The 23,524-nt window shown below is 34.3% G+C and carries 19 protein-coding genes; 2 read left to right on the plus strand and 17 right to left on the minus strand.

Annotated features, from left to right (window positions below; genetic code table 11):
- Positions 1 to 190: 190 nt before the first annotated feature.
- The gene (locus EKN01_RS06465; RefSeq protein WP_129045479.1) at positions 191 to 1,735 is read right to left on the minus strand and encodes an ABC-F family ATP-binding cassette domain-containing protein; all 1,545 of its coding nucleotides are present in this window, start codon (positions 1,733 to 1,735) and stop codon (positions 191 to 193) included.
- A gap of 56 nt (positions 1,736 to 1,791) precedes the next feature.
- Positions 1,792 to 2,940: an LCP family protein gene (locus EKN01_RS06470; protein ID WP_129045480.1), complete on the minus strand. Its 1,149-nt coding sequence runs from the start codon at positions 2,938 to 2,940 to the stop codon at positions 1,792 to 1,794.
- Positions 2,941 to 3,091: 151 nt separating this feature from the next.
- Between EKN01_RS06470 and EKN01_RS06475 the strand changes: the two genes are divergently transcribed.
- A complete protein-coding gene (locus EKN01_RS06475; RefSeq protein ID WP_129045481.1) occupies positions 3,092 to 4,546 on the plus strand; it encodes an amino acid permease in 1,455 nt (484 codons plus the stop codon).
- Positions 4,547 to 4,577: 31 nt separating this feature from the next.
- Here EKN01_RS06475 and EKN01_RS06480 read toward each other — a convergent pair whose 3' ends face one another.
- Genes EKN01_RS06480 through EKN01_RS06490 form a run of 3 tightly spaced genes read right to left on the minus strand, consistent with a single transcriptional unit; the run spans position 4,578 to position 8,770 of the window.
- Complete coding sequence (locus tag EKN01_RS06480; RefSeq protein ID WP_129045482.1) at positions 4,578 to 4,829, minus strand: hypothetical protein; 252 nt, start codon at positions 4,827 to 4,829, stop codon at positions 4,578 to 4,580.
- Positions 4,830 to 4,879: 50 nt separating this feature from the next.
- Positions 4,880 to 7,513, minus strand: coding sequence for a transglycosylase domain-containing protein (locus EKN01_RS06485; protein ID WP_129045483.1), 2,634 nt, complete (start codon positions 7,511 to 7,513; stop codon positions 4,880 to 4,882).
- Between the two features lie 9 nt (positions 7,514 to 7,522).
- Positions 7,523 to 8,770: a hypothetical protein gene (locus EKN01_RS06490; protein ID WP_129045484.1), complete on the minus strand. Its 1,248-nt coding sequence runs from the start codon at positions 8,768 to 8,770 to the stop codon at positions 7,523 to 7,525.
- Between the two features lie 69 nt (positions 8,771 to 8,839).
- On the opposite strand from EKN01_RS06490, the gene EKN01_RS06495 reads away from it, so the two are divergent.
- Positions 8,840 to 9,766 carry a hypothetical protein gene (locus tag EKN01_RS06495; protein WP_129045485.1) on the plus strand — a complete coding sequence of 309 codons (927 nt, stop codon included), beginning with the start codon at positions 8,840 to 8,842 and terminating at the stop codon, positions 9,764 to 9,766.
- Positions 9,767 to 9,800: 34 nt separating this feature from the next.
- On the opposite strand, the gene EKN01_RS06500 is transcribed toward EKN01_RS06495, so the two are convergent.
- From EKN01_RS06500 to dnaN, 12 genes are all read right to left on the minus strand, one after another.
- Entirely contained in the window at positions 9,801 to 11,084 is a 1,284-nt protein-coding gene (locus tag EKN01_RS06500; RefSeq protein WP_129045486.1) for an adenylosuccinate synthase, read from the minus strand.
- Between the two features lie 24 nt (positions 11,085 to 11,108).
- Positions 11,109 to 12,479 carry a replicative DNA helicase gene (gene dnaB, locus EKN01_RS06505; protein ID WP_099974113.1) on the minus strand — a complete coding sequence of 457 codons (1,371 nt, stop codon included), beginning with the start codon at positions 12,477 to 12,479 and terminating at the stop codon, positions 11,109 to 11,111.
- 3 nt (positions 12,480 to 12,482) lie between these two features.
- Positions 12,483 to 12,938 (minus strand): 50S ribosomal protein L9, encoded by a 456-nt coding sequence (gene rplI / locus EKN01_RS06510; protein ID WP_129045487.1) that lies wholly within the window; start codon positions 12,936 to 12,938, stop codon positions 12,483 to 12,485.
- A gap of 11 nt (positions 12,939 to 12,949) precedes the next feature.
- Entirely contained in the window at positions 12,950 to 14,956 is a 2,007-nt protein-coding gene (locus EKN01_RS06515) for a DHH family phosphoesterase (protein ID WP_129045488.1), read from the minus strand.
- Positions 14,957 to 15,071: 115 nt separating this feature from the next.
- The gene (gene rpsR, locus EKN01_RS06520; protein WP_099974110.1) at positions 15,072 to 15,308 is read right to left on the minus strand and encodes a 30S ribosomal protein S18; all 237 of its coding nucleotides are present in this window, start codon (positions 15,306 to 15,308) and stop codon (positions 15,072 to 15,074) included.
- A 28-nt stretch (positions 15,309 to 15,336) separates the two neighbouring features.
- Positions 15,337 to 15,843: a single-stranded DNA-binding protein gene (gene ssb / locus EKN01_RS06525; protein ID WP_129045489.1), complete on the minus strand. Its 507-nt coding sequence runs from the start codon at positions 15,841 to 15,843 to the stop codon at positions 15,337 to 15,339.
- Positions 15,844 to 15,879: 36 nt separating this feature from the next.
- Entirely contained in the window at positions 15,880 to 16,176 is a 297-nt protein-coding gene (gene rpsF / locus EKN01_RS06530) for a 30S ribosomal protein S6 (RefSeq protein WP_129045490.1), read from the minus strand.
- Positions 16,177 to 16,361: 185 nt separating this feature from the next.
- The gene (gene gyrA, locus EKN01_RS06535) at positions 16,362 to 18,851 is read right to left on the minus strand and encodes a DNA gyrase subunit A (protein ID WP_129045491.1); all 2,490 of its coding nucleotides are present in this window, start codon (positions 18,849 to 18,851) and stop codon (positions 16,362 to 16,364) included.
- A 21-nt stretch (positions 18,852 to 18,872) separates the two neighbouring features.
- Positions 18,873 to 20,831, minus strand: coding sequence for a DNA topoisomerase (ATP-hydrolyzing) subunit B (gene gyrB / locus EKN01_RS06540; protein ID WP_129045492.1), 1,959 nt, complete (start codon positions 20,829 to 20,831; stop codon positions 18,873 to 18,875).
- Positions 20,832 to 20,841: 10 nt separating this feature from the next.
- On the minus strand, positions 20,842 to 21,951 hold the full coding sequence (gene recF / locus EKN01_RS06545; RefSeq protein ID WP_129045493.1) for a DNA replication/repair protein RecF: 1,110 nt from the start codon (positions 21,949 to 21,951) through the stop codon (positions 20,842 to 20,844).
- 5 nt (positions 21,952 to 21,956) lie between these two features.
- Complete coding sequence (yaaA, locus tag EKN01_RS06550) at positions 21,957 to 22,166, minus strand: S4 domain-containing protein YaaA (RefSeq protein WP_099974104.1); 210 nt, start codon at positions 22,164 to 22,166, stop codon at positions 21,957 to 21,959.
- 216 nt (positions 22,167 to 22,382) lie between these two features.
- Positions 22,383 to 23,516: a DNA polymerase III subunit beta gene (gene dnaN, locus EKN01_RS06555; protein WP_129045494.1), complete on the minus strand. Its 1,134-nt coding sequence runs from the start codon at positions 23,514 to 23,516 to the stop codon at positions 22,383 to 22,385.
- Positions 23,517 to 23,524 lie beyond the last annotated feature (8 nt).

Genomic DNA, 23,524 nt, shown 5'->3' on the forward strand with positions numbered 1-23,524 from the left:
TAATCGCTTTCGCTTCTTAACAAGCGACTAGAATATCTTATCAACTTAGCTAACTCATGTCAACTAGTTTTTTAAAAAATTTTCTGAGAAATAAGTCCCTCAACTCATCTCTCTATTGTCTCTCTCAAAACAACAAAGAATATCTTAGCAATAAAAACAGATGGTTTCAAGTGTTTAAACGTAAAAACTTCTATTTATTTTTTAATGATTCGATATCGATTATTTTATCGATCCAATCACTACTGTAAAAATCTTCTTCGTGTGTTACTAGTATAACAGAACCAGGGTAATTCATCAATCCTGAACGCAGTGCTGCCTTACTCTCGTCATCCAAATGATTAGTAGGCTCATCCATGAATAAAATATTACTCTCGTCAAACATAAGGTCTGCTAGTTTTACTTTGGTTTGTTCACCACCAGATAGTGATCTCATTTCTGACATTACTTGCTGATTGGTCAATCCTGTTCTAGTTAATACTTGCCTAACTCTTTTAGAATCTTCTTTACTATGTTTATCGCTTATTACTTTAAAAGGTGTCTCTAGATTAGAGTTCCACTTCAAGTCTTGTTTAAAGTAACCTATCTCACTTACATCTGAAAAATCAAAGTTACCTTCTATAGATGGTATTATTCCTAACAAGGTCTTAATTAGAGTTGACTTACCTATACCGTTGAAGCCTTTTATTACTATTTTCTCTCCGCTTACTACAGAAAAGTTAATAGGTGTTTCAAGTAATGGTTGATCATCGTATCCTACTACTAGATCGTTTACTTCCAAAATCACCCTAGATTGGGCAATTGGTTTATATGGAAACTCAAATGTAGATACACTTTTATTACCTGGTGGAGTTATTATATCTAGTCTTGCTAGTTGCTTCTCTCTACTACGGGCACTTTTAGATCTAGATCCCGCCTTATTCTTTCTTATGTATGCTTCTGTCTTCTTAATTTGTTCTTGTTGTTTAACATATGCCTTCATATGTGTTTCTTTATTGGCAGCTTTTTGCTTTAGTGCTTGCTTCAATGATCCTGTATATTTGGTAATCTTACCGAATTCGAAATCAGCAACACAGTTGATTATATTTTCCAAGAATCCATAATCATGGGAAATAACAATGAACGCTCCTGAAAAATCATTAAGATAGTCTGTTAGCCAATCTATGTGTGTTGTATCCAAATAGTTAGTTGGCTCGTCTAAAAGAATCATATCTGGCTTCTCTAAAAGAATTTTTGCCAAGATGATCTTAGAACGTTGTCCCCCACTTAGCTCTGAAACATCATGATCATAACCAATTGCGTCGATTCCTAAACCAGTAGCAACTTGTTCAATCATAGTATCAATTTCATAAAACTGGTTAGCATCCAACAATTCTTGGAGTCTACCTGCCTTGATTAAGTCTTCATCATCGGGATCATTCATATATATTTCATTCAGACGATCACTTGCTTCATACAACTTAGCAAAGGCTGATCTGAGATACTCACGGATGGTCATCCCTTGAACTAGCTTTGCCTCTTGATCAAGATAACCTATTGTTAAATTCTTCTGCCAGGTTACCTTTCCTTCATCTGGTTGGATTTGCCCTGTCAAAATTTTAATGAAAGTAGATTTACCTACCCCATTTTGGCCCATTATCCCCAAATGGTCTTCTTTATTTACTTGTAATCCAGTGTCATCGTAAAGCTTCTTGTCTAGAAACTGATGAGTTAGATGACTAACTTCTAAAATGCTCATTAATTGTCTTCTTTCTATAAATGTAAAAGGGCTGAAAAAATTTTCAGCCCTTCTGCCTATTTGGATGTTTGATTTTTTGTAAAGATATTATAAGTCTGATCTAAATCTACGTTGAAATCAAATCCTCGATCTTCATTTAATTTATTAAGTTTTGTTTCTTCATTATTTAATGTTTCTTTTGGTAATCCTAATTGTTTACGCAATTTGTTTGACGCACGTTGTAATTCTTTTGTTGGAGCTACTTCAAATGATTGACCATCAATCATTGAACCGTAACCTTGAATATAATCTGAATCAATATTCTTAGATGCTCCTCGATAGTTAAGGAACATTGATTGCATATCATTAAATGGCATACTTGTTGTCATTGAATCAGAGATACTATCTAAGACTGATTGATAGTGAGTGAAAGTCTGAGCGCTTGCTGCTGATTTAATAATTGCAGATATAACTTGTCGTTGTCTCTTTTGTCTACCGTAGTCTCCATCAGGATCATCATGACGCATTCTTGAATAGTCCAGTGCTTGTTGACCATTTAGATGCATTTTACCCTTCTTGAATACAGATGGTTTCTTACCTGTGTCTCCATAAGAGAAACTAAATGGAACATCTACATCAACTCCACCAACACTGTTAACAATCTTAGTTAATGAATTGAAGTCTACCTTAATATAGTAATCAATTGGAATATTTAATAGTTTTTCAGTTGTAACTACAGAACTCTGTTCTGTACCTATATTATATGCAGAATTAATTTTTTGAATCTTCTTTGTGTTATTAGTGCTTGTCTTCCATATTTGAGCCATAGTATCTCTTGGTACTGACATCATTGTTGTCTTATTTGTATCGGGATTTACTGTAACTACAATCATAGTATCTGAGTTTCCTTTGTAATCGACCTCAGTATCACGTACTCCGTTATCTGTTGTATCGACACCTAATAATAGTATAGAAACTGGTTTTTTGTTTTGAATTTTAGATGATGCTTCTCTACCTGCTAAGGGCTTATATGTTTTACTAAATGCTCCTTGAGTCTGAGCAATTAGTCTAAATCCGTATGAACCTAATGCGAAGAATAATATTAGTAAAGTTAAACTGAATATTTTAATAAACTGTTTAGATGCTTTCCCTGTCTTTTGGGAAGCAAGCGCACCATTACGTGTAAGGTTACCACGCTTTATTCTGCGGGAATTTTTATTGTCCATTATTAACTCCAAATGTGAAATCAGATTTAATCGTATAGATGTATTATACAGACTTTTTTCATCTCTTACTATAAAAATCTATCAGCTTTATACTTTTACAATATTTTTGGAGTAATTTTAATGTATACTTTTCAAGTATCGGAGGAAAAATATGTTAGAAGAAAATTACGATGCAAAAACGTTTAGATGGTGGAATATCGCCCTCGTTGCTTTTACAGCTGTTTGGGGACTAAACAATGTTATTAACAACTACGCTAATCAAGGTTTAGGTGTTATAACCTCTTGGATTCTTATCATGGTACTCTATTTTGTACCTTACGCTTTAATGGTTGGTCAACTTGGCTCGACTTTTAAAGACTCTGAAGGTGGCGTTAGTTCATGGGTTAAGGCATTGTCCAATAACCGTCTAGCCTACTTTACTGCGTGGACTTATTGGATTGTTCACATCCCTTATCTTGCTCAAAAACCTCAACTGATCATGATTAGTTTATCATGGTTATTTAAGGGTAATGGTTCATTTATCAATACCGCTTCTCCTATAATAGTTCAGGGAGCTAGCTTGATTATATTCTTAGTATTCGTTTGGGTATCAACTAAGAGTACTGATTTTCTAAGTAAGTTAGGAAGTTTGGCCGGTATATTGATGTTTACTATGTCTATCTTATTTATTATTTTAGGTGTTAGTGCTCCATTTATTACTAAGGCTACTATTGCTACTCCTAACATGACAGACATTCATACTTACATACCTAAGTTTAATCTACAGTACTTCACAACTGTTTCTATGCTTATATTTGCAGTTGGTGGTGCTGAAAAGATTTCACCATATGTCAATAAAACAAAGAATGCTTCCAAGGAATTCCCACTAGGAATGATTGTCCTTGCTACTATGGTTGCCGTAAGTGCTGTTCTTGGATCATTTGCTATGGGAATGATTGTTGATTCTAATCACATCCCTCAAGATCTTATGGCTAATGGTGCTTACCAAGCATTTCAATACTTAGGTAACTCATTCCATGTTGGTAATCTTTTTGTTTGGTTATACGCTATTACAATGGCACTTGCTTCAGCAACTGCCCTAGCAATTTCAATTGATGCTCCTCTTAGAATGTTGCTGAATGATGCTGATAAGCATTTCATTCCAAAAGCCCTATCTAAGAAGAATAAAAATGGTGTTGCTGTTAATGGTTATATTATGACCGCTATCCTAGTATCTATTCTTATCATTGTACCTGCTATTGGTATCAATGGAATGAATGATTTATACAACTGGATGCTTAATCTAAATGCTATTGTTATGCCAATGCGTTACTTATGGGTATTTTTCGCTTATATGTTGCTTACAAGACAATTGGACAAATACCAATCTGAATATATGTTTGTTAAAAACAAATACGTTGGATTCGGATTTGGACTATGGTGCTTCATCTTAACTGCATTTGCCTGTATCTTAGGGATGATTCCTAAGATGAACCAAGCTAACGATCCATCATCATGGTGGTTCCAACTAGCTTTAAACATTGCCACACCTATCATTTTTATTCTATTAGGACTTATCCTTCCTGCAATCGCAAAGCGTACTAACAAAAATGAATTAATTGATTAATTAAAAAGACTAGCCTATGGCTAGTCTTTTTTTATAGTGCTTTATCTAAATTAGGTACCTTCTTAGCGTTAACTGATTCAGAATGATTTTCAGCTGAACCGTCGTTTAAAATGAAGCTATCTGTTGATTTGCAACGTGGGCAATGCATTTTGATCTCATACTTAGTAGAACCATCATCGTTAGTAGCTACTTCATCACGGCTGTCTATTACCATTGCTGGATGGTCACAGTTGTAACAAGCAAACACAATAACACCTTTAGTTAAAAATTCTTCTGATTTCATACTAAAATCCTCCATTTAATTATCATACGATAAATATAATACCTTCTGGCTTAATTATCAACGTTTATGGTTATATCGGGTGCTGATCCACCATAACTTCTAATTTGATCCATGATATCTTCAAGCTTTTTCTTCTGTGCTTCCTTATCATCGTCATCATTCTTATAGGCGGTCTTAACCTTAGCAAGCTGATCCTGATAATCCTTATTCAACTGAGCCAGTTTAGTCTTCTTATCGCTATCTTTTTGACTCTTTAATGTATCTATTTGGCCTTGAATTTCAGCTAATTTAGCAGCATCTTTATCTGAAAGTAGCTGAGCTTGAGTAAAGTTCAACTCTTTTTGTAGTTTGATTAATTCATTACTGAACTTAATCTTTGCCTTTTGATGCTTAACGTTAGCATTCAAATAACCTATTTTTTGTAGCGCCTCTAACTTAGATTTATATTGAGATTTCTTAGTAAATGGGCTCTTCTTATATTTTGCAATAGCCTTCTTTACCTTAGATTCTCGTTTCTTCTCTTCTTTTTTAGTTAGATGGTAAATAATTCGATAGTCTAAATCGTCCAAACGGTTGTTGTTATCTTTACGTTGCTTTTTGTTAAATAAATCAAATTTTGTTGTTATTTTTTCCTGTGTAGATTGTTTCTTTTTACTCTTAACAACTTTTAAATCTTCGCCGTCTTTTTTAATATCACTAGGCGTTGTAAAGTCCTTATTCTCTTCTTTAAGGTAATCTACCATATACTCACCTTCAGCTTTAAAGGTTTGCATTGATAACTCTTGCTCACTAGCTGATATCGTTGAAGGAGTATCATTTCCAGTCCAGTTGGCAATTGTAAACTCTGGTGTGGATCCAACAAAGTAAGAATCTTTAGTATCATCAGTAGTACCTGTCTTACCAGCTGTGTAGCCGTAATTAGATAACGCAGCGCCTTTACCTAATCCATCAGTAATTACAGACTGCATAATGTTAATAGTCATATAACTTGATTCAGGACTATATACCCGTTTATTAATGTGTCGATTTTGGTAAATATAGCGATTATTAGAGCTATCATAGATGCTATTCAAATTACTTGGATGGATAAACTTACCACCTCTGGCTAACGTACTATATGCTGATGCCATTTCATTGGTAGTTGTACCGTAAGTAAATCCACCAATAGCAATAATCGGATTATTATCCTGTGGAGATAATCTTGCAAATTCCATTTTTAATAAATCATCGTAGTAGCTATGTTTTGTATCGGAAACAGCCAACTTATATGCAACAGTGTTTACAGAATTTTCCAGAGCTGATCTAAGATCCATCTTACCTTTAAAACCTTCATACCAGTTTTTAATATTATCAATCTTTGAATCTTCAACTGTACTCTGTGGCAAATATCCTCGTTCAAATGCGGGAGCATAAGCAACTATGGGTTTTGCACTTGATCCCGGTTGACGATAACCACTGATAGCACGGTTAACTTGATCGTCATCAGTTGATCGACCTCCGACTATAGCTATAACATCCCCAGTCTTATTATCTACAACTGTACTTGATAACTGTGGCGTCAATTTCCCATTAGAGTCCTTACCTGTGTAGGCTTTATACTGGTCTTGAGCAATTTTAACAACTTCATTTTGTAGATTCATATCAATTGTTGAATTTATTGAATATCCACCGCTTAATAATTGACCTCTTGCCTTATCAAATGCTTGTTGATAGCTAGCATTATAATCATTACGCTGTTGGTCACTATCAAACTTGTACTTCATAGTGAAGCCTGACGATTTCATTAACTCTTCCGTTGCATTATAGACAGCATAATTAATTGCATAGTCTTTAGAAATATCATTGTCGTAGCTCTGCTGATTAATTTTGAGCTTGATAGGTTGTTTTACAGCATCTTTATACTCTTTATTTGAAATCAATTGACTATCAAGCATAGTCTTTAGAACAACATTTCGTCTATATTTAGCATTATTAGGATTAATAACAGGATCGTATAAAGTTTGATTATTTGGTAAACCGATAAGTAAAGCTAATTGGTCTATTGAAAGCTTTGACTGATCCTTTGAAAAATAGTATTCAGAAGCACTACTAAATCCATAATTACCATGTCCCATATAGACATTATTAATATAAAATTCTAGGATCTGTTGCTTACTAAATTTCTTCTCAATCTCTTGGGCGATAACCATTTCTTTGATCTTTCGATCAGATGTCTGTGACTGATCCTTTAGAATAATGTTTTTAACTAATTGCTGAGTTAATGTTGATCCACCTTGTTGTCTTCTCAGAAAGACTCTGGAAAAAGCAGCTCGCCCAATTCCATAGATATCAACACCATGGTGAGAGTAAAATCTTTTATCTTCAACCTGAACTAATCCATTTTTGATCAAAGGGTTCACGTTATCTATTTTTGTGTAAATTGATGATGTTGTTGACAATTTTTTAATAACTTTATGATTCTTATCATAAATTAATGTCTTATTCTTTGGCTCAAAGTTATCTTTTTTGATGTTTTGGCTGTAAGCATAGCCATCCCTAATAGAGTTCTTTATCTCTGCACCATTTTTTATCCAGAAGATTCCTACTGAGATCAAGAAAATTAAGATAATGGCAAATAAGACCCACAGAATGCGTCTTTTCTTGCTATCTTTAACCTTATTTTTCTTTAACTGCTGCTCTCGCATATTAATCACCTAATTTGCGTAGAATATCATTCCAGTTGACACTTGTGATTTTAATTTACCTAAATCACTTGAACTGACAACTAAACCATTATTTTTGCTAGATCCTGAATAAATGAAACCAATAGAACTTGAGCTACTAAAGTAAATTGAATTAGTTAAATCCGAATCATTTTTTACCCAGAATACTGGTTTAGCGGCATTGAAATTACTTGTTGAATTACTTGGATAGCTATCACTTGGACTAGATATTACTTGACCAAAACTACCAGAACTGTCTGTGACAATACCTGTGTTTTCATCTGAAATTAACTTTCTAATTCCATACTGTCCACCAGAAACTTGCGATGATTTAACACCGATTGTTCCACTATTCGAGCTATATTTTCCTGATTTGTATGTCAGTACAGCTAGTTTATTAGCGACACTGTCATAATAGAGAACCTTGCTATCTGTAATATTATTGGCACCCAATACTTTGTTAGCACGATTTATCATATCAGTGGTAGATATTATTGTAACAACTGCTGGTTGAAATTTATCATCTCCCAATGAGGAATTTTTCAATCTGTCTAATTCCTTTTGTGCATCGGTAACCCTTGAATTAACTTGCTCATGACCGTCATAGTAAGTATTTAATTCGTTGACTATATCAGACCAACTATCTTTGACAGTCTTATTCTTTATTAGCTGATAATAGGTATTAACCAGTGTTATATTTTCAAAACTAAGAGACGAATTATAATCCGTGTAATCATCGTATACCTTGGATATATTTTTATCCGCATCTTGAGTTTGTTCGTACCATATTTGAATTTTATCTAGACGATTCTTTTGCTTTTGGTAGATGTCCTGATTCTTTTCTGCAGTCAAATTCTTGTCAATATCATTGATAAGAGCAGCATCTACCCCATTACGATAGTTGGATTTACCATCGTAGAGACTGCTTATTTTTGCGTCGTTTTCTTTTCTCTCATCAACAATTTTTTTAACTTCTCGATAACTCTTAATGTTGTCTTGGGACAAGATACTGTCACCTGTTGATTTAATAATTCCTCCAACAAAATCAAGTGATCTCTCATTTACTTTAGTTTTGAGAATTTTGAATTCCTTTTGTTGATACTGTGAATTCAACAGTTGAGTAACACTGGCATTGGCTACTCCCCTAGATAACATGATGACAAAAACTACAGCTGTTAGTATTACAATACCTTGCGCTACATGCAATAACCATCTTGATACTTTAGTTTCTGGTTTCATTTTTTTCCCTAGATATATGTTTTTTTGATTTCTTAATATATACTAACAATAACAGTAAAGGATAAAAATTTGAAAAATCTAAATAAATCTTACGTAAAATTAATAGTTCCAATAATAGTGGTAATTATTATTGTTATTTTATTCATATTTAACGCTTTCCAAATTAGAGATAAGACAGCGGATGGAATATCAAGTATATCCGTACCCTTTTCACTTATTGTAAATCCTAAGCATATCGATGAAGGTGTTACCCCTAAGGGTATCAAGATAACTGATACTAACTATGAAAAAACTAAAAAACATGTGCTAGATTTAACTGATAATATCGAGGAAAACTATCTTCAGACTAAAAAATTTAGTTTCTTATCAGCAAATCAAGAAAAACAATTAAAGGAAATGATCAATAGTTCCCAATATCAGTACATATACAGCATAACTTTAATCAATTTTGGTAAAGATACCACTGGAAATTACCTGACTATAAGTTGTAATCAATACAATGACACAAAACAAATTGTCAGTTACCGCTTTCGCCTTTACTACCAAGGAGATAGTATTAAATCAGCTAAATATCTAAAGAAGCTATCTAACACTACTCCTCCAAAATACGTTTATGATGATGTGGCTGTAGGAAATACCGGCATCAAGCAAGCCAATTCATTCATGGATAGTGTTAAAACAGCTATTTTAAATTCCAACCTTACTTCAACGAATGCCCAAAACGCTGGAAACTTTAACCAGATATCAACCAATTTGGGACTTGATCCTGATTATAGTAACAAGGGATTGTATCGTTTTTCTAAAAATGCTAACTCTCGTATAACTAATTATGCTATTATCGACTACGAAATTACTGATGTACCAAGAAAAACTAGGATTTATATCAAGCAAGTTAACAATGGTGTTTCATATTACTACACGCTTAGTTATAACCGTAATAACAATCAGTTCGTAAGTTTCCAAAATGGCCTAATATCGTCTACAAATACAAAATAAAAGGGATGTAATCAAATGATTACATCCCTTTTATTTATTTCCAAACATCTGATACTGGAATTGTTTGTGAACGATCTGGTCCAACTGAGACCGTTGAATAACTAACACCTAACTGATTTTTAAGAAAGTCTAGGTATTCAAGAGCTTCATGAGGAAGATCCTCTAAACTTTTAATACTAGTAATGTCCTGATCCCAACCTGCAAATGTCTTATAAACAGGTTTGCAATTTGATAGTTCCTTCAAACTTGCAGGATATTCAGTAATTACTTTTCCATTTAGTTCATAACCAGTACATACTTTGATTTCTTCTAATCCAGTTAAAACATCTAACACATTTAGAGCAAGATGTGTAACACCAGATACATTACAAGCATGCTTTAAAACAACTGTATCAATCCAACCAACACGACGTGGTCGTTTAGTAACAGTTCCATATTCATGGCCTCGTTCGCGGATAAAATCGCCTATTTCATCATCAAGTTGTGTTGGGAAAGGTCCTTCCCCAACTCTAGAAGAATAAGCTTTTACAACACCGACAACTCGATCAATCATAGGTCCACCAACACCAGCACCTGTACTTACTCCACCAGCTGGATTAGATGAAGTTACATAAGGATACGTACCATGATCAATATCCAACATTACACCTTGTGCACCTTCAAAAAGTACATTTTCACCATTATTTATTTCTTTGTTTAGGAAAGCAGACGTATCGATTACACGATCTTTTAGTTCTTGACCAATTTGGTAGTAATTCTCAAAAATATCATCAAATTCCATAGGATCTGAATTATACAATTTTGTGAATAATTCATTTTTTTGATCAAGGTTATCCTTTAAAACCTCTGCAAATGTTTCTTTATCAAGAATATCAATCATTCTGATACCGATTCTAGCAGCTTTGTCCATATAAGCTGGTCCAATACCACGATTTGTTGTACCAACCTTAGAATCACCACGTGATTCTTCTTGTAACTTATCTAGCTTGATATGGTAAGGCAAGATAATGTGAGCGCGATTAGATATCTTCAAATTACTTGTATCGACACCTTGTTCATGAAGTCTTTTTAGCTCTTCACTAAGTGATTCTAAATTTAAAACAACACCATTTCCTATCAAACTAACCTTGTCAGAGTACAAGATTCCTGATGGGACACTTCTTAATTTGTAAACTTTGTCATTCATCTTAAGAGTATGTCCAGCGTTGTCGCCACCTTGATAACGAGCAATAATTTTGGCATCTTCACTTAAATAATCAGTAATTTTACCTTTACCTTCGTCACCCCATTGTGTTCCTACTACTACTACTGTTGTCATAATTTCCCCACTTAATCTACTTATTTATTCAGAATAATTAGCAATTGATGAAAACTTATTGTAAGACTTAACAAATAATAACTTTGCCGTTCCACGAGGACCTGAACGGTTTTTACCAATAATTACTTCTACTTCACCTACATCTTGATCTTCTACTTCAGCTGGTTGATCATCATCGTCTCCGCCCTCGTCACGATAGTAATCATCACGATATAGAAAAGCCACAATATCAGCATCTTGTTCAATAGATCCAGATTCACGAATATCTGAAAGCATTGGTCGTTTGTCCTGTCTGGCTTCAACACCACGGGATAGCTGTGAAAGAGCAATTATAGGGACGTGTAATTCCTTAGCTAGTTTCTTCAATTGTCTTGAAATAACAGAAACTTCTTGCTGACGATTTTCTTGACCAGTACCTTCAATCAGTTGAAGATAATCGACAACTATAAGGTCTACCCCACCCTCTTCTTTGGCTAAACGACGACATTTTGAACGAATCTCGGCCATCTTAATACCAGGAGTGTCATCTATAAAAATATTAGTTCTAGAAAGACTACCCATTGCAACAACCAGCGAATTCCATTGATTTTCATCAAGTTGACCTGTTCTTAAAGCATTAGAATCAATGCTACCCTCAGCACAAAGCATACGAGTAACAAGTTGTTCAGCTCCCATTTCTAGTGAGAACATTGCCACTGTTGCATTAGATTTTGTAGCTGCATTTTGAGCAATATTCAAAACAAAAGCTGTTTTACCAACACCTGGTCGAGCTGCTAAAATAATTAGCTCATCATCGTGAAGACCTGTTGTCATATTGTCCAAATCTTTAAATCCGGTAGAAAGACCTGTAATATCTGAATCTTGTTCATAAAGTTTTTCGATATCTTTAAATGTAGACTTAACGATATCTTCCATCTTTCTAAATCCGTTGCTATTACGATTTTCTGAAACATCCATGATATCTTTTTCAGAAAGATCAATAATTGAATCCAGCTCATCGCCTTCTTCAAATGAGCGATTGACAATTTTTGTAGCTGCACTAATTAAATTACGCAGAGTGGCTTTGTCACGTACTATCTTTGCATAGTACTCAACATTGGCAGCCGTTGGAACTGCAGCAGCTAATTCTGCAAGATAGCTGACTCCTCCAACATCCTCTAGGTTGTTATTCTTATCAAGTTCACTTTGAACTGTAACAACATCAACCGGCTCACTACGATCATTCAAATCAATCATTGATTGAAATATTAATTGATTTGCGTGCTGATAGAAATCTCCAGGCTCGACAAACTCATTGGCACTTGGAAGAGCATCTGCACTCAGAAAAACTGCACCTAAAACAGATTGTTCTGCATCTCGATCGTTAGGTGGAATTCTTGTAGTTAAATTATCCATTTTTTAATTCTTCTCAAAAATATGTACTCTTATTGTGGCTTCTAAGCTCTCAAAAAGCTTAACTGGTACATTTATGTATCCAAGTGTCTTAACACCGTCAGAGAGCTCCATTTTGTGCTTGTCGAGTTTGATGCCATATTGCTTATCTAATTCTTCAGCAATTTTTTTAGTTGTGACTGATCCAAACAATTTTCCATCGGCTCCAGATTTGGCTCCAATTTCAACAACTGTTTTTTCGTCTTCAATTTTTGCTTTTAATTTTTTTGCATTTTCTAGTTCTGCATCGTGATCTTTTTCTTCACGTTTTTGTTCACCTTTTAATTTAGCCATATTTGCAGTTGTTGCTTCAACAGCTTTATTATTCTTAATCAAAAAGTTTTGAGCATATCCAGAAGCGACTTCTTTTATCTCTCCCTTTTTACCCTTACCTTTAACTGTTTCAGTAAAAATGATTTTCATAATTAAATCTCCTATTTATCTTTAGAATCAGAGTTTGTAATGACATCAATTAATTTTTGACGTGCTTCTTCCACCGAAACATCGTCCATTTGTGTAGCAGCATCGGATAGGTGTCCACCACCGCCAAGTTTTTCCATAATTAATTGAACATTTATATTACCTAAACTACGAGCAGAAATTCCCACACGTCCATCAGGTCTTCTTGAAATCACAAATGAAGCTTCAACATTATTCAATGATAATAGTGTATCTGCAGCCTGAGCTACAATGACAGGATCGTAAGCATGGTCTTCTTCACCAACACAAACTGCCATATTGTTATCAACCATAACAATGCTTTCAATCAAATGATTTCTTTGAATGAATGATTCAATATTTTCTTTTAAAAGATTTTGTATCATTGCTTCATCAGCACCAACTGAACGTAAATAACTAGCAGCATCAAAAGTTCTTGTTCCTGTTCTAAGTGAGAATGATTTTGTATCAACTGCTATACCAGCTAACATTGCAGTTGCTTCGATTTTTTGAATAGCTTTTTTATTCTTTGGTTGATACTCTAACATCTCTGTTACCAATTCACTTGTAGATGATGCATAAGGTTCAATGTATATAAGCATTGGATTTTCGGGGAATTCTTCACCACGTCTATGGTGATCAATAACGACAACTTTCTCGTTACCACGTTTGAAGATCCCAGGATTAATTGAAATACTTTGTTTTGAATGATCAACCATGACAATCAAGGTCTTATTAGTAATAATTCCCTCTGATTCAGCTGAATTAATTAAATCATTCTTCAAATCTGGATCTTTGTTAGTTTCATCAAGCATTCTTGCAATATCTGTGTGGACATCATTCTGATCAATAACAATCTTACAAGGAGTGTTATTCATTAGTGATATTCTTCTAACTCCTAATGAAGATCCTAAAACGTCCATATCAGGATGAGAGTGTCCCATAACAATAACTTGATCACTGTCTTTAAGTAATTCTTGCAATGCTTCACTGATCATTCTTGCCCTTACACGGGTACGTTTTTCCATTGGGTTAGTGTTACCACCATAAAATCTAGCCTTTTGTCCAACTTCTTTTACAATAACTTGATCTCCACCACGTCCAAGAGATAGATTCAAATTCTTTTGAGCTTCATCATTTAAAGTATTTAAATCATCAACCCCATAGGCAAATCCCATACTTAAGGTAAGTGGAACATTTTGATGATATGTATACTCTCTAATACGATCAATTATCTTGAAGCCTTCTTTTTCTTGTTCAAATAGCTTACTAGTATACGCAAATGTTATAAAGTGGTCATCATCTATCCTCTTAAGATACATTTGATTTTCTAATGCCCAGTTTGATAACTCATTAGTAAGATAATTATTTAAGTTTGATATATCTCGATCACTCATTGACTGAGTAATCTCTACAAAGTTATCTAGATAAATTTGACCGATAACTGAACGATTTTCTTCGTACTCTTGTTCCATTTCAACATAGTGAGTGACATCAAACATGTATATTGCATTAAACTGTTCTTTTATTTGAACTAAGTACTTCTTATCGTTAATTGAAATAGTTTTTGATATATCTTCTTCATCACTATCTATGAGTTCAGATAATTCCTTAGATATATCGCTAATATTTTTAGTATAGATACCACTTATCTCATTATTATCAATAAAATAAGGGTTTACCCATTGTATTCTTTGTTCTTCATCGTAAATTAAAATTGCTAATGGATACTCTATAAAACTATTATCTACCGACCTATCAATTCGATATTGTAGATCATTGGTGTATCGTCCTGCTTTTTCACCTAATAATAAGAATATATGTATGAATAATATAGATATAACAACTACCAGTAACGTTTGAACTGCGCCTATTATTCCACCATGAATTATTCCTGTTATCAAAAGTGATAGTAGAATTATAACTATAGCACCGGCAGTCAATTGGGTCGATCCATCTACCCTCTTAAAGAAAAACTGTAGATTATCTTTTAATTTTTTCATAATAAACCCCTCTTGAATATACCTATATATTTTACCATATTTACCTTATTGTTTCTTTAGGTAGAGGCGGTTTTAGGCAATAAAAAAAGACCGCATATGCGATCTTTTTTTATTATTAATTTTCAGCAACGAATGGCAATAGAGCCATGATTCTTGCTCTCTTAATAGCTGTAGTAAGTTTTCTTTGGTTCTTGGCACTTGTACCAGTAACACGTCTAGGAAGAATCTTACCATTTTCAGCAATAAATCTCTTTAGTAATTCTGTATCTTTATAATCGATATGTTCGATGTGGTTAGCAGCGATAAAGTCAACTTTACGTCTTCTACGTCCGCCTCTTCTTTGTTGAGCCATTTTAGTCAGTCCTTTCTATATAATTTAATTAGAATGGTAAATCATCGTCTGATATCTCGATTGGTTTACTGTTGTCAGCAAATGGATCGCTCATACCGCCAAATGAATTAGAATCGTTATTATTATTACTATCTTGTGGAGCAAATGAAGATGATGATTGTTGGTTCGAAGGAGCTGAATTATTTGTGTTTGATGAAGATCTTCTCTCAGATTCAGATCTAGATTCTAGTAATGAGAAACTGTCTACGACAACTTCTGTTACATATACTCTATTACCTTGTTGGTTCTCATAAGAACGTGTTTGTAAACGTCCTTCGATTCCTACAAGTGAACCTTTATTAGTAAAGTTTGAGAAGTTTTCAGCAGCTTTACGCCAAATAACACAATTAATAAAGTCGGCTTCACGTTCGCCTTGTTGATTAGTAAATTGTCTGTTAACAGCAACTGTAAAACTAGCTACAGCTGAGCCACTAGAAGTATATCTAAGCTCAGGGTCTCGTGTTAGGCGTCCTACAAGAACTACTCGATTAATCATCTTATCTCCTCCTTATTTTGTTTCATGTGAAACAAATTATTCTTCGATCTTAATGATCATGTGACGAAGAATGTTGTCTTCGATCTTTGATAGACGATCGAATTCGCTTAGTGCTTCATCATTAGGTGCATCAACTGTGACGATGTGATACATACCTTCTTTTTGATTAGCAATTTCATATGCTAAGCGTCTCTTTTCCCAGTCCTTTGATTCAACAACTGTTGAACCGTTATCTGCAATAATCTTATCGAAACGTTCGATAAGTGCACTCTTAACGTCTTCTTCAATATCAGTTCTAATGATATATGTGATTTCGTAGCGTGTTTCTGCCATGACTGTGTACCTCCTTATGGTCTAATGGTTCAATTAAATGAACAAGGAATATAAATTTAAGTTTATACTCACAAATTAATATATTAGCATATTTCATAAGCTATTGCTATATAAAAAACAAAAAATCATTCCTACCTAACACAAGTTTTTAAACTTGTTTTAAATTACGTAGAAATGATTTTGTTTTAATCTTTTATATTGTTGTCTTGAGAATTTTCATCTTCTGAAATTGTTTCACGTGAAACTTCTTCCTCTTTGGCAACTTTTGTCATAGTTGATACTATCGTGCCGTCATCAACTTTGATTAATCTAACCCCAAGAGTTGCACGACCAGTTTGAGATACATTAGCTACATCAAATCTGATCATTACTCCTTTACTTGTGATTAACATAATATCTTCATCACCATTAACAGCAGTTACACCAGCAATTGGTCCATTTTTTTCAGTGACATTGGCAGTTTTTATACCTTTTCCACCACGACCTTTGACTGGATATTCTGTTGCCTTTGTACGTTTACCATATCCTTTTTCAGAGATAGTAAGTACTTCTTGATCAGGTTTAACAATCGATGATCCAACTACATAATCTTCTTCACGTAGCTTAATACCACGAACACCACCGGCTGTTCTACCCATAGCACGAACGTCTTCTTCTTTGAAGGTTACGGCATAACCCTTGTGAGTTCCAATAAAGATTGTCTGTGAACCATCAGTCATATAAACATCATTAAGTTCATCTTCTTCTTTAAGAGTAATAGCGCGAAGACCTGAATGTCTAATATTAGTAAAGTCACTAACCTGAGTACGTTTTACAGTTCCGTACTTAGTTACGAAGAATAGGAATGTATTCTCTCGATCAATATCACGTCCAACATTGATTACAGTTTGAACTTTCTCACCCTTTTCAATGTTTAACAAGTTAATAACCGGAATACCTTTGGCTGTACGGCCATATTCTGGAACTTCATAACCCTTTGTTCGATAAACTTTACCAGTATTCGTGAAGAACAATAGTCGATCATGAGTAGATGCATACAACATCTGTTCAATGAAGTCATCATCATGAACACCCATACCTTGTATACCACGACCACCACGGTTTTGAACTTTAAATTCATCTGCAGATAATCGTTTGATATAACCTTGGTGAGTTAAAACAACTAAGATGTTCTCTTCTTCAATAAGATCTTCATCTTCAATAGCGTTAACTTCACTAGCACGGATTTCAGTACGTCTCTCATCACCAAATTTTTCTTGAATTTCTAACAATTCATCATAAATAATTTGGTCGACACGTTCTGGATTTGCAAGAATATCTTTGTAATCAGCAATTTTTACTAATAATTCTTGATATTCTGCTTCAACTTTTTCACGCTCTAATCCTGTCAATCTTACCAAACGCATATCTAGAATAGCTTGGGATTGAATATCTGACAATTCAAATCTATCTATCAATGTTTGTTTAGCAATACTTGAAGTTTGAGATCCACGAATAATAGAAATGATTTCATCAATATGATCAAGAGCTATTCTCAATCCTTCTAGGATATGAGCTCTTGCTTCTGCTCTCTTCAACTCAAATTCAGTTCTACGTGTAATAACTACTTCTTGATGAGCTAAATATTCTAGTAGCACTTGTTTAAGTGACAACACTTTAGGTGTTTTGTTAACAATCGCAACCATATTGATACCAAATGAAACTTGAAGTTGTGTTAATTTGTATAGATTGTTTAAAACAACAGAAGCACTGATATCACGACGAATATCGATTGAAATACGCATACCTTCACGATCAGATTCGTCGTTCAAGTCAGTAATTCCTTCAATTTTCTTATCACGAGCTAACTCTGCAATTCTTTCAACAAGATTTGCCTTGTTAACCATGTAAGGTAGTTCGGTAACAATAATCTTTTCTGCACCGTTTTTCTTTGTCTCAACTTCTACCTTAGCACGAATCATGATAGTACCCTTACCTGTTTCATAGGCTTTGCGGATACCTGAACGTCCCATGATAATACCACCTGTAGCAAAATCAGGTCCAGGCAATACTTGCATCAAATCAGAAATTTCAGCATCTTTATTTTTCATCAAGATGTGTAATGCATCGATAACTTCCTTCAAGTTATGTGAAGGAATATTTGTTGTCATACCAACAGCGATACCTGTAGCACCATTAACTAACAAGTTAGGGAAGCGAGCTGGTAGAACCATAGGTTCACGCTCTTCACCATCATAGTTAGGTACAAGGTCAACTGTATCTTTGTTGATGTCTCTCAACATTTCTACGGCAATTTTACTCATACGAGCTTCTGTATAACGCATTGCGGCTGCAGGATCACCATCGACAGAACCAAAATTTCCGTGTCCATCAACTAAGGGATAACGGTATGAGAAATCCTGTGCCATACGAACCATTGATTCGTAAATAGCTGAGTCACCATGGGGGTGATACTTACCCATGATATCCCCAACAAATCTAGCACTCTTTTTATGTGGCTTTTCAGGTGTTACACCCAATTCGTTCATACCGTATAGAATACGGCGGTGAACAGGTTTCAAGCCATCTCGAACATCAGGAAGTGCACGTGAAACAATAACACTTGCTGCGTAATCGACAAAAGATTTTTTCATAACTTCTGTCAAATTTACATTTGATATTCTTCTATCATCCATTTATTTATGTCCCCTTAATTTTTAGTAATCTACTTCAGCGTATTGAGCGTTTTCTTCGATAAATTCTCTACGTGGTTCAACTTTATCGCCCATTAGCATTGTGAAGACGTTGTTTGCTTCAATAGCATCATCTAAACTAACTCTATCTAAACGTCTTCTTTCAGGATCCATAGTTGTTTCCCATAATTGTTCTGCATCCATTTCACCAAGTCCCTTATATCTTTGGATCTTTGCTTCAGGTTTTGCAGGTAATTGAGATACAAAGTCATCTTTTTCTTTATCAGTATCAAAATATTCCATGATATTTTTACCTTGTCGAACTTGGAACAATGGTGGCTTAGCAATATAAACATACCCTGCATCAACGATTGGGCGCATGTATCTATACAACAATGTTAGTAACAATGTTCTAATATGAGCTCCATCGACATCGGCATCAGTCATGATGATTACCTTGTGATAGCGTGCTTTTGATACATCAAATTCTTCACCAAAACCAGTTCCCATAGCTGTGAACAGTGTTCTGATTTCTTCATTTGCTAAAATCTTGTCCATTGAAGCTTTTTCAACATTCAAAATTTTTCCACGAATAGGTAGGATAGCTTGAGTTAGACGAGAACGTCCAGTCTTAGCTGAACCACCAGCTGAATCTCCCTCAACAATGAATAATTCAGAGATTTCAGGATCTTTACTAGAATTATCAGCCAATTTACCAGGTAAATTAGAAATTTCTAGACCATTTTGTTTACGAGTAACTTCACGAGCACGTTTAGCAGCTAGACGTGCTTTTGTAGCAAGATTACCCTTCTCAACAATTTTTCTAGCAACACTAGGGTTTTCTAGTAAGAACTTCATGAAATGATCACTAAACAGACGATCAGTGATCGTTCTAGCGTCTGAATTACCTAGTTTTGTTTTAGTTTGTCCTTCATATTGTGGATCTGGATGTTTTACAGATACAACAGCTGTCATACCTTCACGAACGTCCTCACCAGATAGCTTTTCAGTATCTTTTAGAAGTTTATTCTTGTGAGCATAGTCATTAATAACACGTGTTAAGGCAGTCTTGAAACCAACCTCATGTGTACCACCTTCATAAGTGTGAATGTTATTAGCAAAAGTCATCAAGTTTGTATGGTATTCATCCGTATATTGAAGAGCCACCTCGACATTGATACCGTCTTGATTACCTTCGATATAGATTGGATCTTCAAATAGAACATCCTTGTCTGTATCAAGATACTCTACATAACTTTTGATACCACCTTCATAGTGATAAACAATTGGTTCTGGGTTTTCAGAACGTTTGTCAGTAAAGATAAGTTTTAGACCTTTATTCAAAAAGGCTAACTCGCGAATTCTTGTAGTCAAAATTTTATCATCAAAAACAGTTGTTTCTGTAAAGATATCTTCGTCAGGTACAAAGTGAACCTTTGTTCCATGAACAAATTCATCAGCAGCTTCCCCAACAACATACATAGGGTGCTTAACTTTTCCACGCTCAAAATCTATTCCATAAATTTTACCAGCACGTGTTACTTGAACATCAACTGTCTTACTTAGAGCATTAACAACCGACGCACCAACACCATGAAGACCACCAGAAACCTTGTAACCTCCACCACCGAACTTACCTCCAGCATGCAGAATTGTATAAACTGTTTCTAAAGCAGGTTTTCCAGTCTTTTCTTGGATATCGATGGGAATACCACGTCCATTATCAGTAACTGTAATTGAATTATCAGGCTCAACAAAAATCTGGATTTCATCAGCAAATCCAGCTAGAGCTTCATCGATACCGTTATCAATAATTTCCCAAACAAGGTGATGTAGACCTTGTTTACTAGTTGATCCAATATACATACCAGGTCGTTTACGAACGGCTTCAAGTCCTTCTAAGACTTGAATTTGACTGGCATCATATTCTTCTACTTTTTCTTCTTCTACTTTTTCCAATTCAAGATCTTTATTTTCAGCCATGAATTTCCTCCTAAGAAACAGTACCTTGATTAATATTTAAAATGTTTGGATTTTTTACTAAGTCTCGATCAATATCATCAATCGATGTTGTGGTAATAAATGTTTGGACATTATCGCCTATTGATGACAATAAATGGGTCTGTCTCACATTGTCTAATTCAGATAAAACATCATCCAACAAAAGTATTGGGTAATCTCCAACTTCAGACTTTATTAATTCTACTTCTGCCAGCTTTAAACTAAGAGCCACACTTCTTTGCTGACCTTGGGAACCAAAATCTTGCACGTTTTTTTGGTTAATTAAGAACAATAAATCATCTCTATTAGGTCCATACAATGTTATGCCTCGATCAATCTCTTTTTGAGAGTTATCTTGAAATTTATTCTTATATATTTCATAAATCTCTTCCAAACTCTTATCCGCTGGATCAAAAAAAGTTTGATATGAAAACTCTAGTTTTTCTGTTTGATTAGATATTTCTGAATGAATATTTTGAGCAAATTTTTGAATTTTACTCAAAAAAATTAATCTCTGATAAACAACCTGAGCACAAAATTGCGCTAATTGATCCGATAAAACTTCCAAATAAACTCGATCACCGTTTTTTTGGTATTGAAGTTTCTTTAAATAGGCGTTTCGCTGTTTTAAAGATTTACGAAAATTCGTCACAGCGGCTAAGTATTGGGATGAAATTTGTCCAAATTCCATATCAATAAACTTCCTTCTGATTGCAGGATTTCCTTTTACAATACTCAAATCTTCTGGTGAAAAAAGCACAACATTCAAATTACCGATGTAACTTGATAGTTTCTTTTGTTCGAGATTATTAATCCGAGCTTTCTTACCAGACTTACTAACAGCTAGATCGAGAGACAAACTATTTCGATTGTCTCGAACGACTAAACCGCTAATTCTAGCAAACTCACTCTGCCAGTTAATCAAATCTTTATCGTTACTAGTTCTGTGACTTCTCGTCAAAGCCAAAAAATACATTGATTCTAGTAGATTTGTTTTTCCTTGGGCATTTTGTCCAAGGAAAACATTGATATTTGGCGAAAACTCAATGTCCAGTGATTGATAATTACGGAAGTTAACTAACTTTAATTCTTTGATATACAAGAGAACTATGCAATTTCAAAAGTAGTATTTTCAATAACTAGAACATCACCAGAGTAAAGTTTTCTACCCCTACGATTCTCATCTTCACCATTTACCTGAACCATATTGTCTTTTAAGTACATCTTGGCTTGGCCACCAGTACCCACGATACCAGCTTCTTTGATAGCCTGACCCAAAGTAATGAACTCTGTCTCGATCGTAATTTTTTCAGACATAAATTATCCCCTCATCCATCATTTTATTCACTAATGACATAGGTAATATTATAGTTGTTTTTTACTATAAAAACAAGCTATAGGCAATTTTTAAGCGATTTGAGACATTTTACCCCCATTTACTTGTTCCCCTACTAAAATAATCTAAAATCTTTTTAAAACTAAAAATAAGGCTATATTTATGCAAAAAAAAAGAAGATTCCAAGAATCTTCTTTTTAAAATGTTCTAACTGGAGTTATCAGTTGAACAAAGTTTTCTTTATTTTCAGTAGGTCTCAATGTGAACGGATGTAATGGAGATGTGAATGACATCTCTGTAATTGTACTTCCACCAAAGGATTGAAGTGCTTGTTTCAAGTAATCAGGATTGAAGGAAATTTCTAAATCCTCCCCTTCAACGTTCTCTAGTTCAAGAACTTCCTCAACTGTACCAACCTCTGGAGAATTACCAGTTAGAATGGCTTTTTTATCAGCAACATTTATTACTAGTTTGATAACATTGTTACGACTTTCGTGTGAAAGAATTGACGCACGGTCAACAGATGAGATTAATTTTGAAGAATCAAACATCAAACGAGTTGATGAGTCACTAGGAATCAAACGATCTGTTTCAGGATAACGTCCATCAAGTAAACGTGAAAAGAACATAACATTGTCAAAACTGAAAAGAACTTGATTTTCAGATATAGCAACTTTGATTTCTTTAATAGAATCACTCACTGTCTTAATCAATTCAGATAGACTTTTACCAGGAATGATAAATGAATATGCTTCATCACTTGTAATATCAATCTTACGCTGAGATAGACGATGACTATCTGTAGCAACTAATGTTAGTCCTTCTGAATTTAAAATAAAGTTGACACCTGTAAGTACGGGACGACTTTCTTGAGTAGAAACGGCAATAACAGTTTGACTAACGACTTCTTTGAATAGATTAGTTGGAATTGTTAGTTGTTCACTTGTTTCAACTTCTGGAAGATGTGGATAACTATTTGCATCCAATCCGTTGATAGTAAATTCTGAAACACCAGAAGAAATAACAGTTTGATTATTGTTTGTTACTTCCAAAGTTAAAGTATCTCCAGGAAGTTTCTTAATAATTTCACTGAAAAAACGAGCAGGTAAAACAATAGAACCAGTACTTTCAATATTTAGATCATTGTCTGAATCACTTGATATAAATGCTTGGATAGAAATATCAGCGTTACTACCAGTTAAGGTTAAGCCAGATTCGTCTAAATCTAACTTGATACCTGTAAGTATAGGAATTGTAGTTTTACTAGAAATTGCTCTCAAAACATTATTTGATTGATTTACAAATTTGATACGATCAATAGAAAATTTCATTTGCTGAG

This window comes from Companilactobacillus metriopterae (assembly GCF_004117915.1).
Classification (GTDB): Bacteria; Bacillota; Bacilli; order Lactobacillales; family Lactobacillaceae; genus Companilactobacillus; species Companilactobacillus metriopterae.

What these genes read in the sequence shown, in the direction of transcription:
- EKN01_RS06485 (WP_129045483.1), bottom strand. Translation starts at nt 7,513, where the DNA reads ATGCGAGAGCAGCAGTTAAAGAAAAATAAGGTTAAAGATAGCAAGAAA.
- gyrB (WP_129045492.1), bottom strand. Translation starts at nt 20,831, where the DNA reads ATGGCTGAAAATAAAGATCTTGAATTGGAAAAAGTAGAAGAAGAAAAA.
- dnaN (WP_129045494.1), bottom strand. Translation starts at nt 23,516, where the DNA reads ATGAAATTTTCTATTGATCGTATCAAATTTGTAAATCAATCAAATAAT.
- EKN01_RS06470 (WP_129045480.1), bottom strand. Translation starts at nt 2,940, where the DNA reads ATGGACAATAAAAATTCCCGCAGAATAAAGCGTGGTAACCTTACACGT.
- EKN01_RS06475 (WP_129045481.1), top strand. Translation starts at nt 3,092, where the DNA reads ATGTTAGAAGAAAATTACGATGCAAAAACGTTTAGATGGTGGAATATC.
- rpsF (WP_129045490.1), bottom strand. Translation starts at nt 16,176, where the DNA reads ATGGCAGAAACACGCTACGAAATCACATATATCATTAGAACTGATATT.
- EKN01_RS06480 (WP_129045482.1), bottom strand. Translation starts at nt 4,829, where the DNA reads ATGAAATCAGAAGAATTTTTAACTAAAGGTGTTATTGTGTTTGCTTGT.
- rplI (WP_129045487.1), bottom strand. Translation starts at nt 12,938, where the DNA reads ATGAAAATCATTTTTACTGAAACAGTTAAAGGTAAGGGTAAAAAGGGA.
- EKN01_RS06490 (WP_129045484.1), bottom strand. Translation starts at nt 8,770, where the DNA reads ATGAAACCAGAAACTAAAGTATCAAGATGGTTATTGCATGTAGCGCAA.
- ssb (WP_129045489.1), bottom strand. Translation starts at nt 15,843, where the DNA reads ATGATTAATCGAGTAGTTCTTGTAGGACGCCTAACACGAGACCCTGAG.
- rpsR (WP_099974110.1), bottom strand. Translation starts at nt 15,308, where the DNA reads ATGGCTCAACAAAGAAGAGGCGGACGTAGAAGACGTAAAGTTGACTTT.
- yaaA (WP_099974104.1), bottom strand. Translation starts at nt 22,166, where the DNA reads ATGTCTGAAAAAATTACGATCGAGACAGAGTTCATTACTTTGGGTCAG.
- dnaB (WP_099974113.1), bottom strand. Translation starts at nt 12,479, where the DNA reads ATGGATAATTTAACTACAAGAATTCCACCTAACGATCGAGATGCAGAA.
- EKN01_RS06465 (WP_129045479.1), bottom strand. Translation starts at nt 1,735, where the DNA reads ATGAGCATTTTAGAAGTTAGTCATCTAACTCATCAGTTTCTAGACAAG.
- EKN01_RS06515 (WP_129045488.1), bottom strand. Translation starts at nt 14,956, where the DNA reads ATGAAAAAATTAAAAGATAATCTACAGTTTTTCTTTAAGAGGGTAGAT.
- EKN01_RS06500 (WP_129045486.1), bottom strand. Translation starts at nt 11,084, where the DNA reads ATGACAACAGTAGTAGTAGTAGGAACACAATGGGGTGACGAAGGTAAA.
- gyrA (WP_129045491.1), bottom strand. Translation starts at nt 18,851, where the DNA reads ATGGATGATAGAAGAATATCAAATGTAAATTTGACAGAAGTTATGAAA.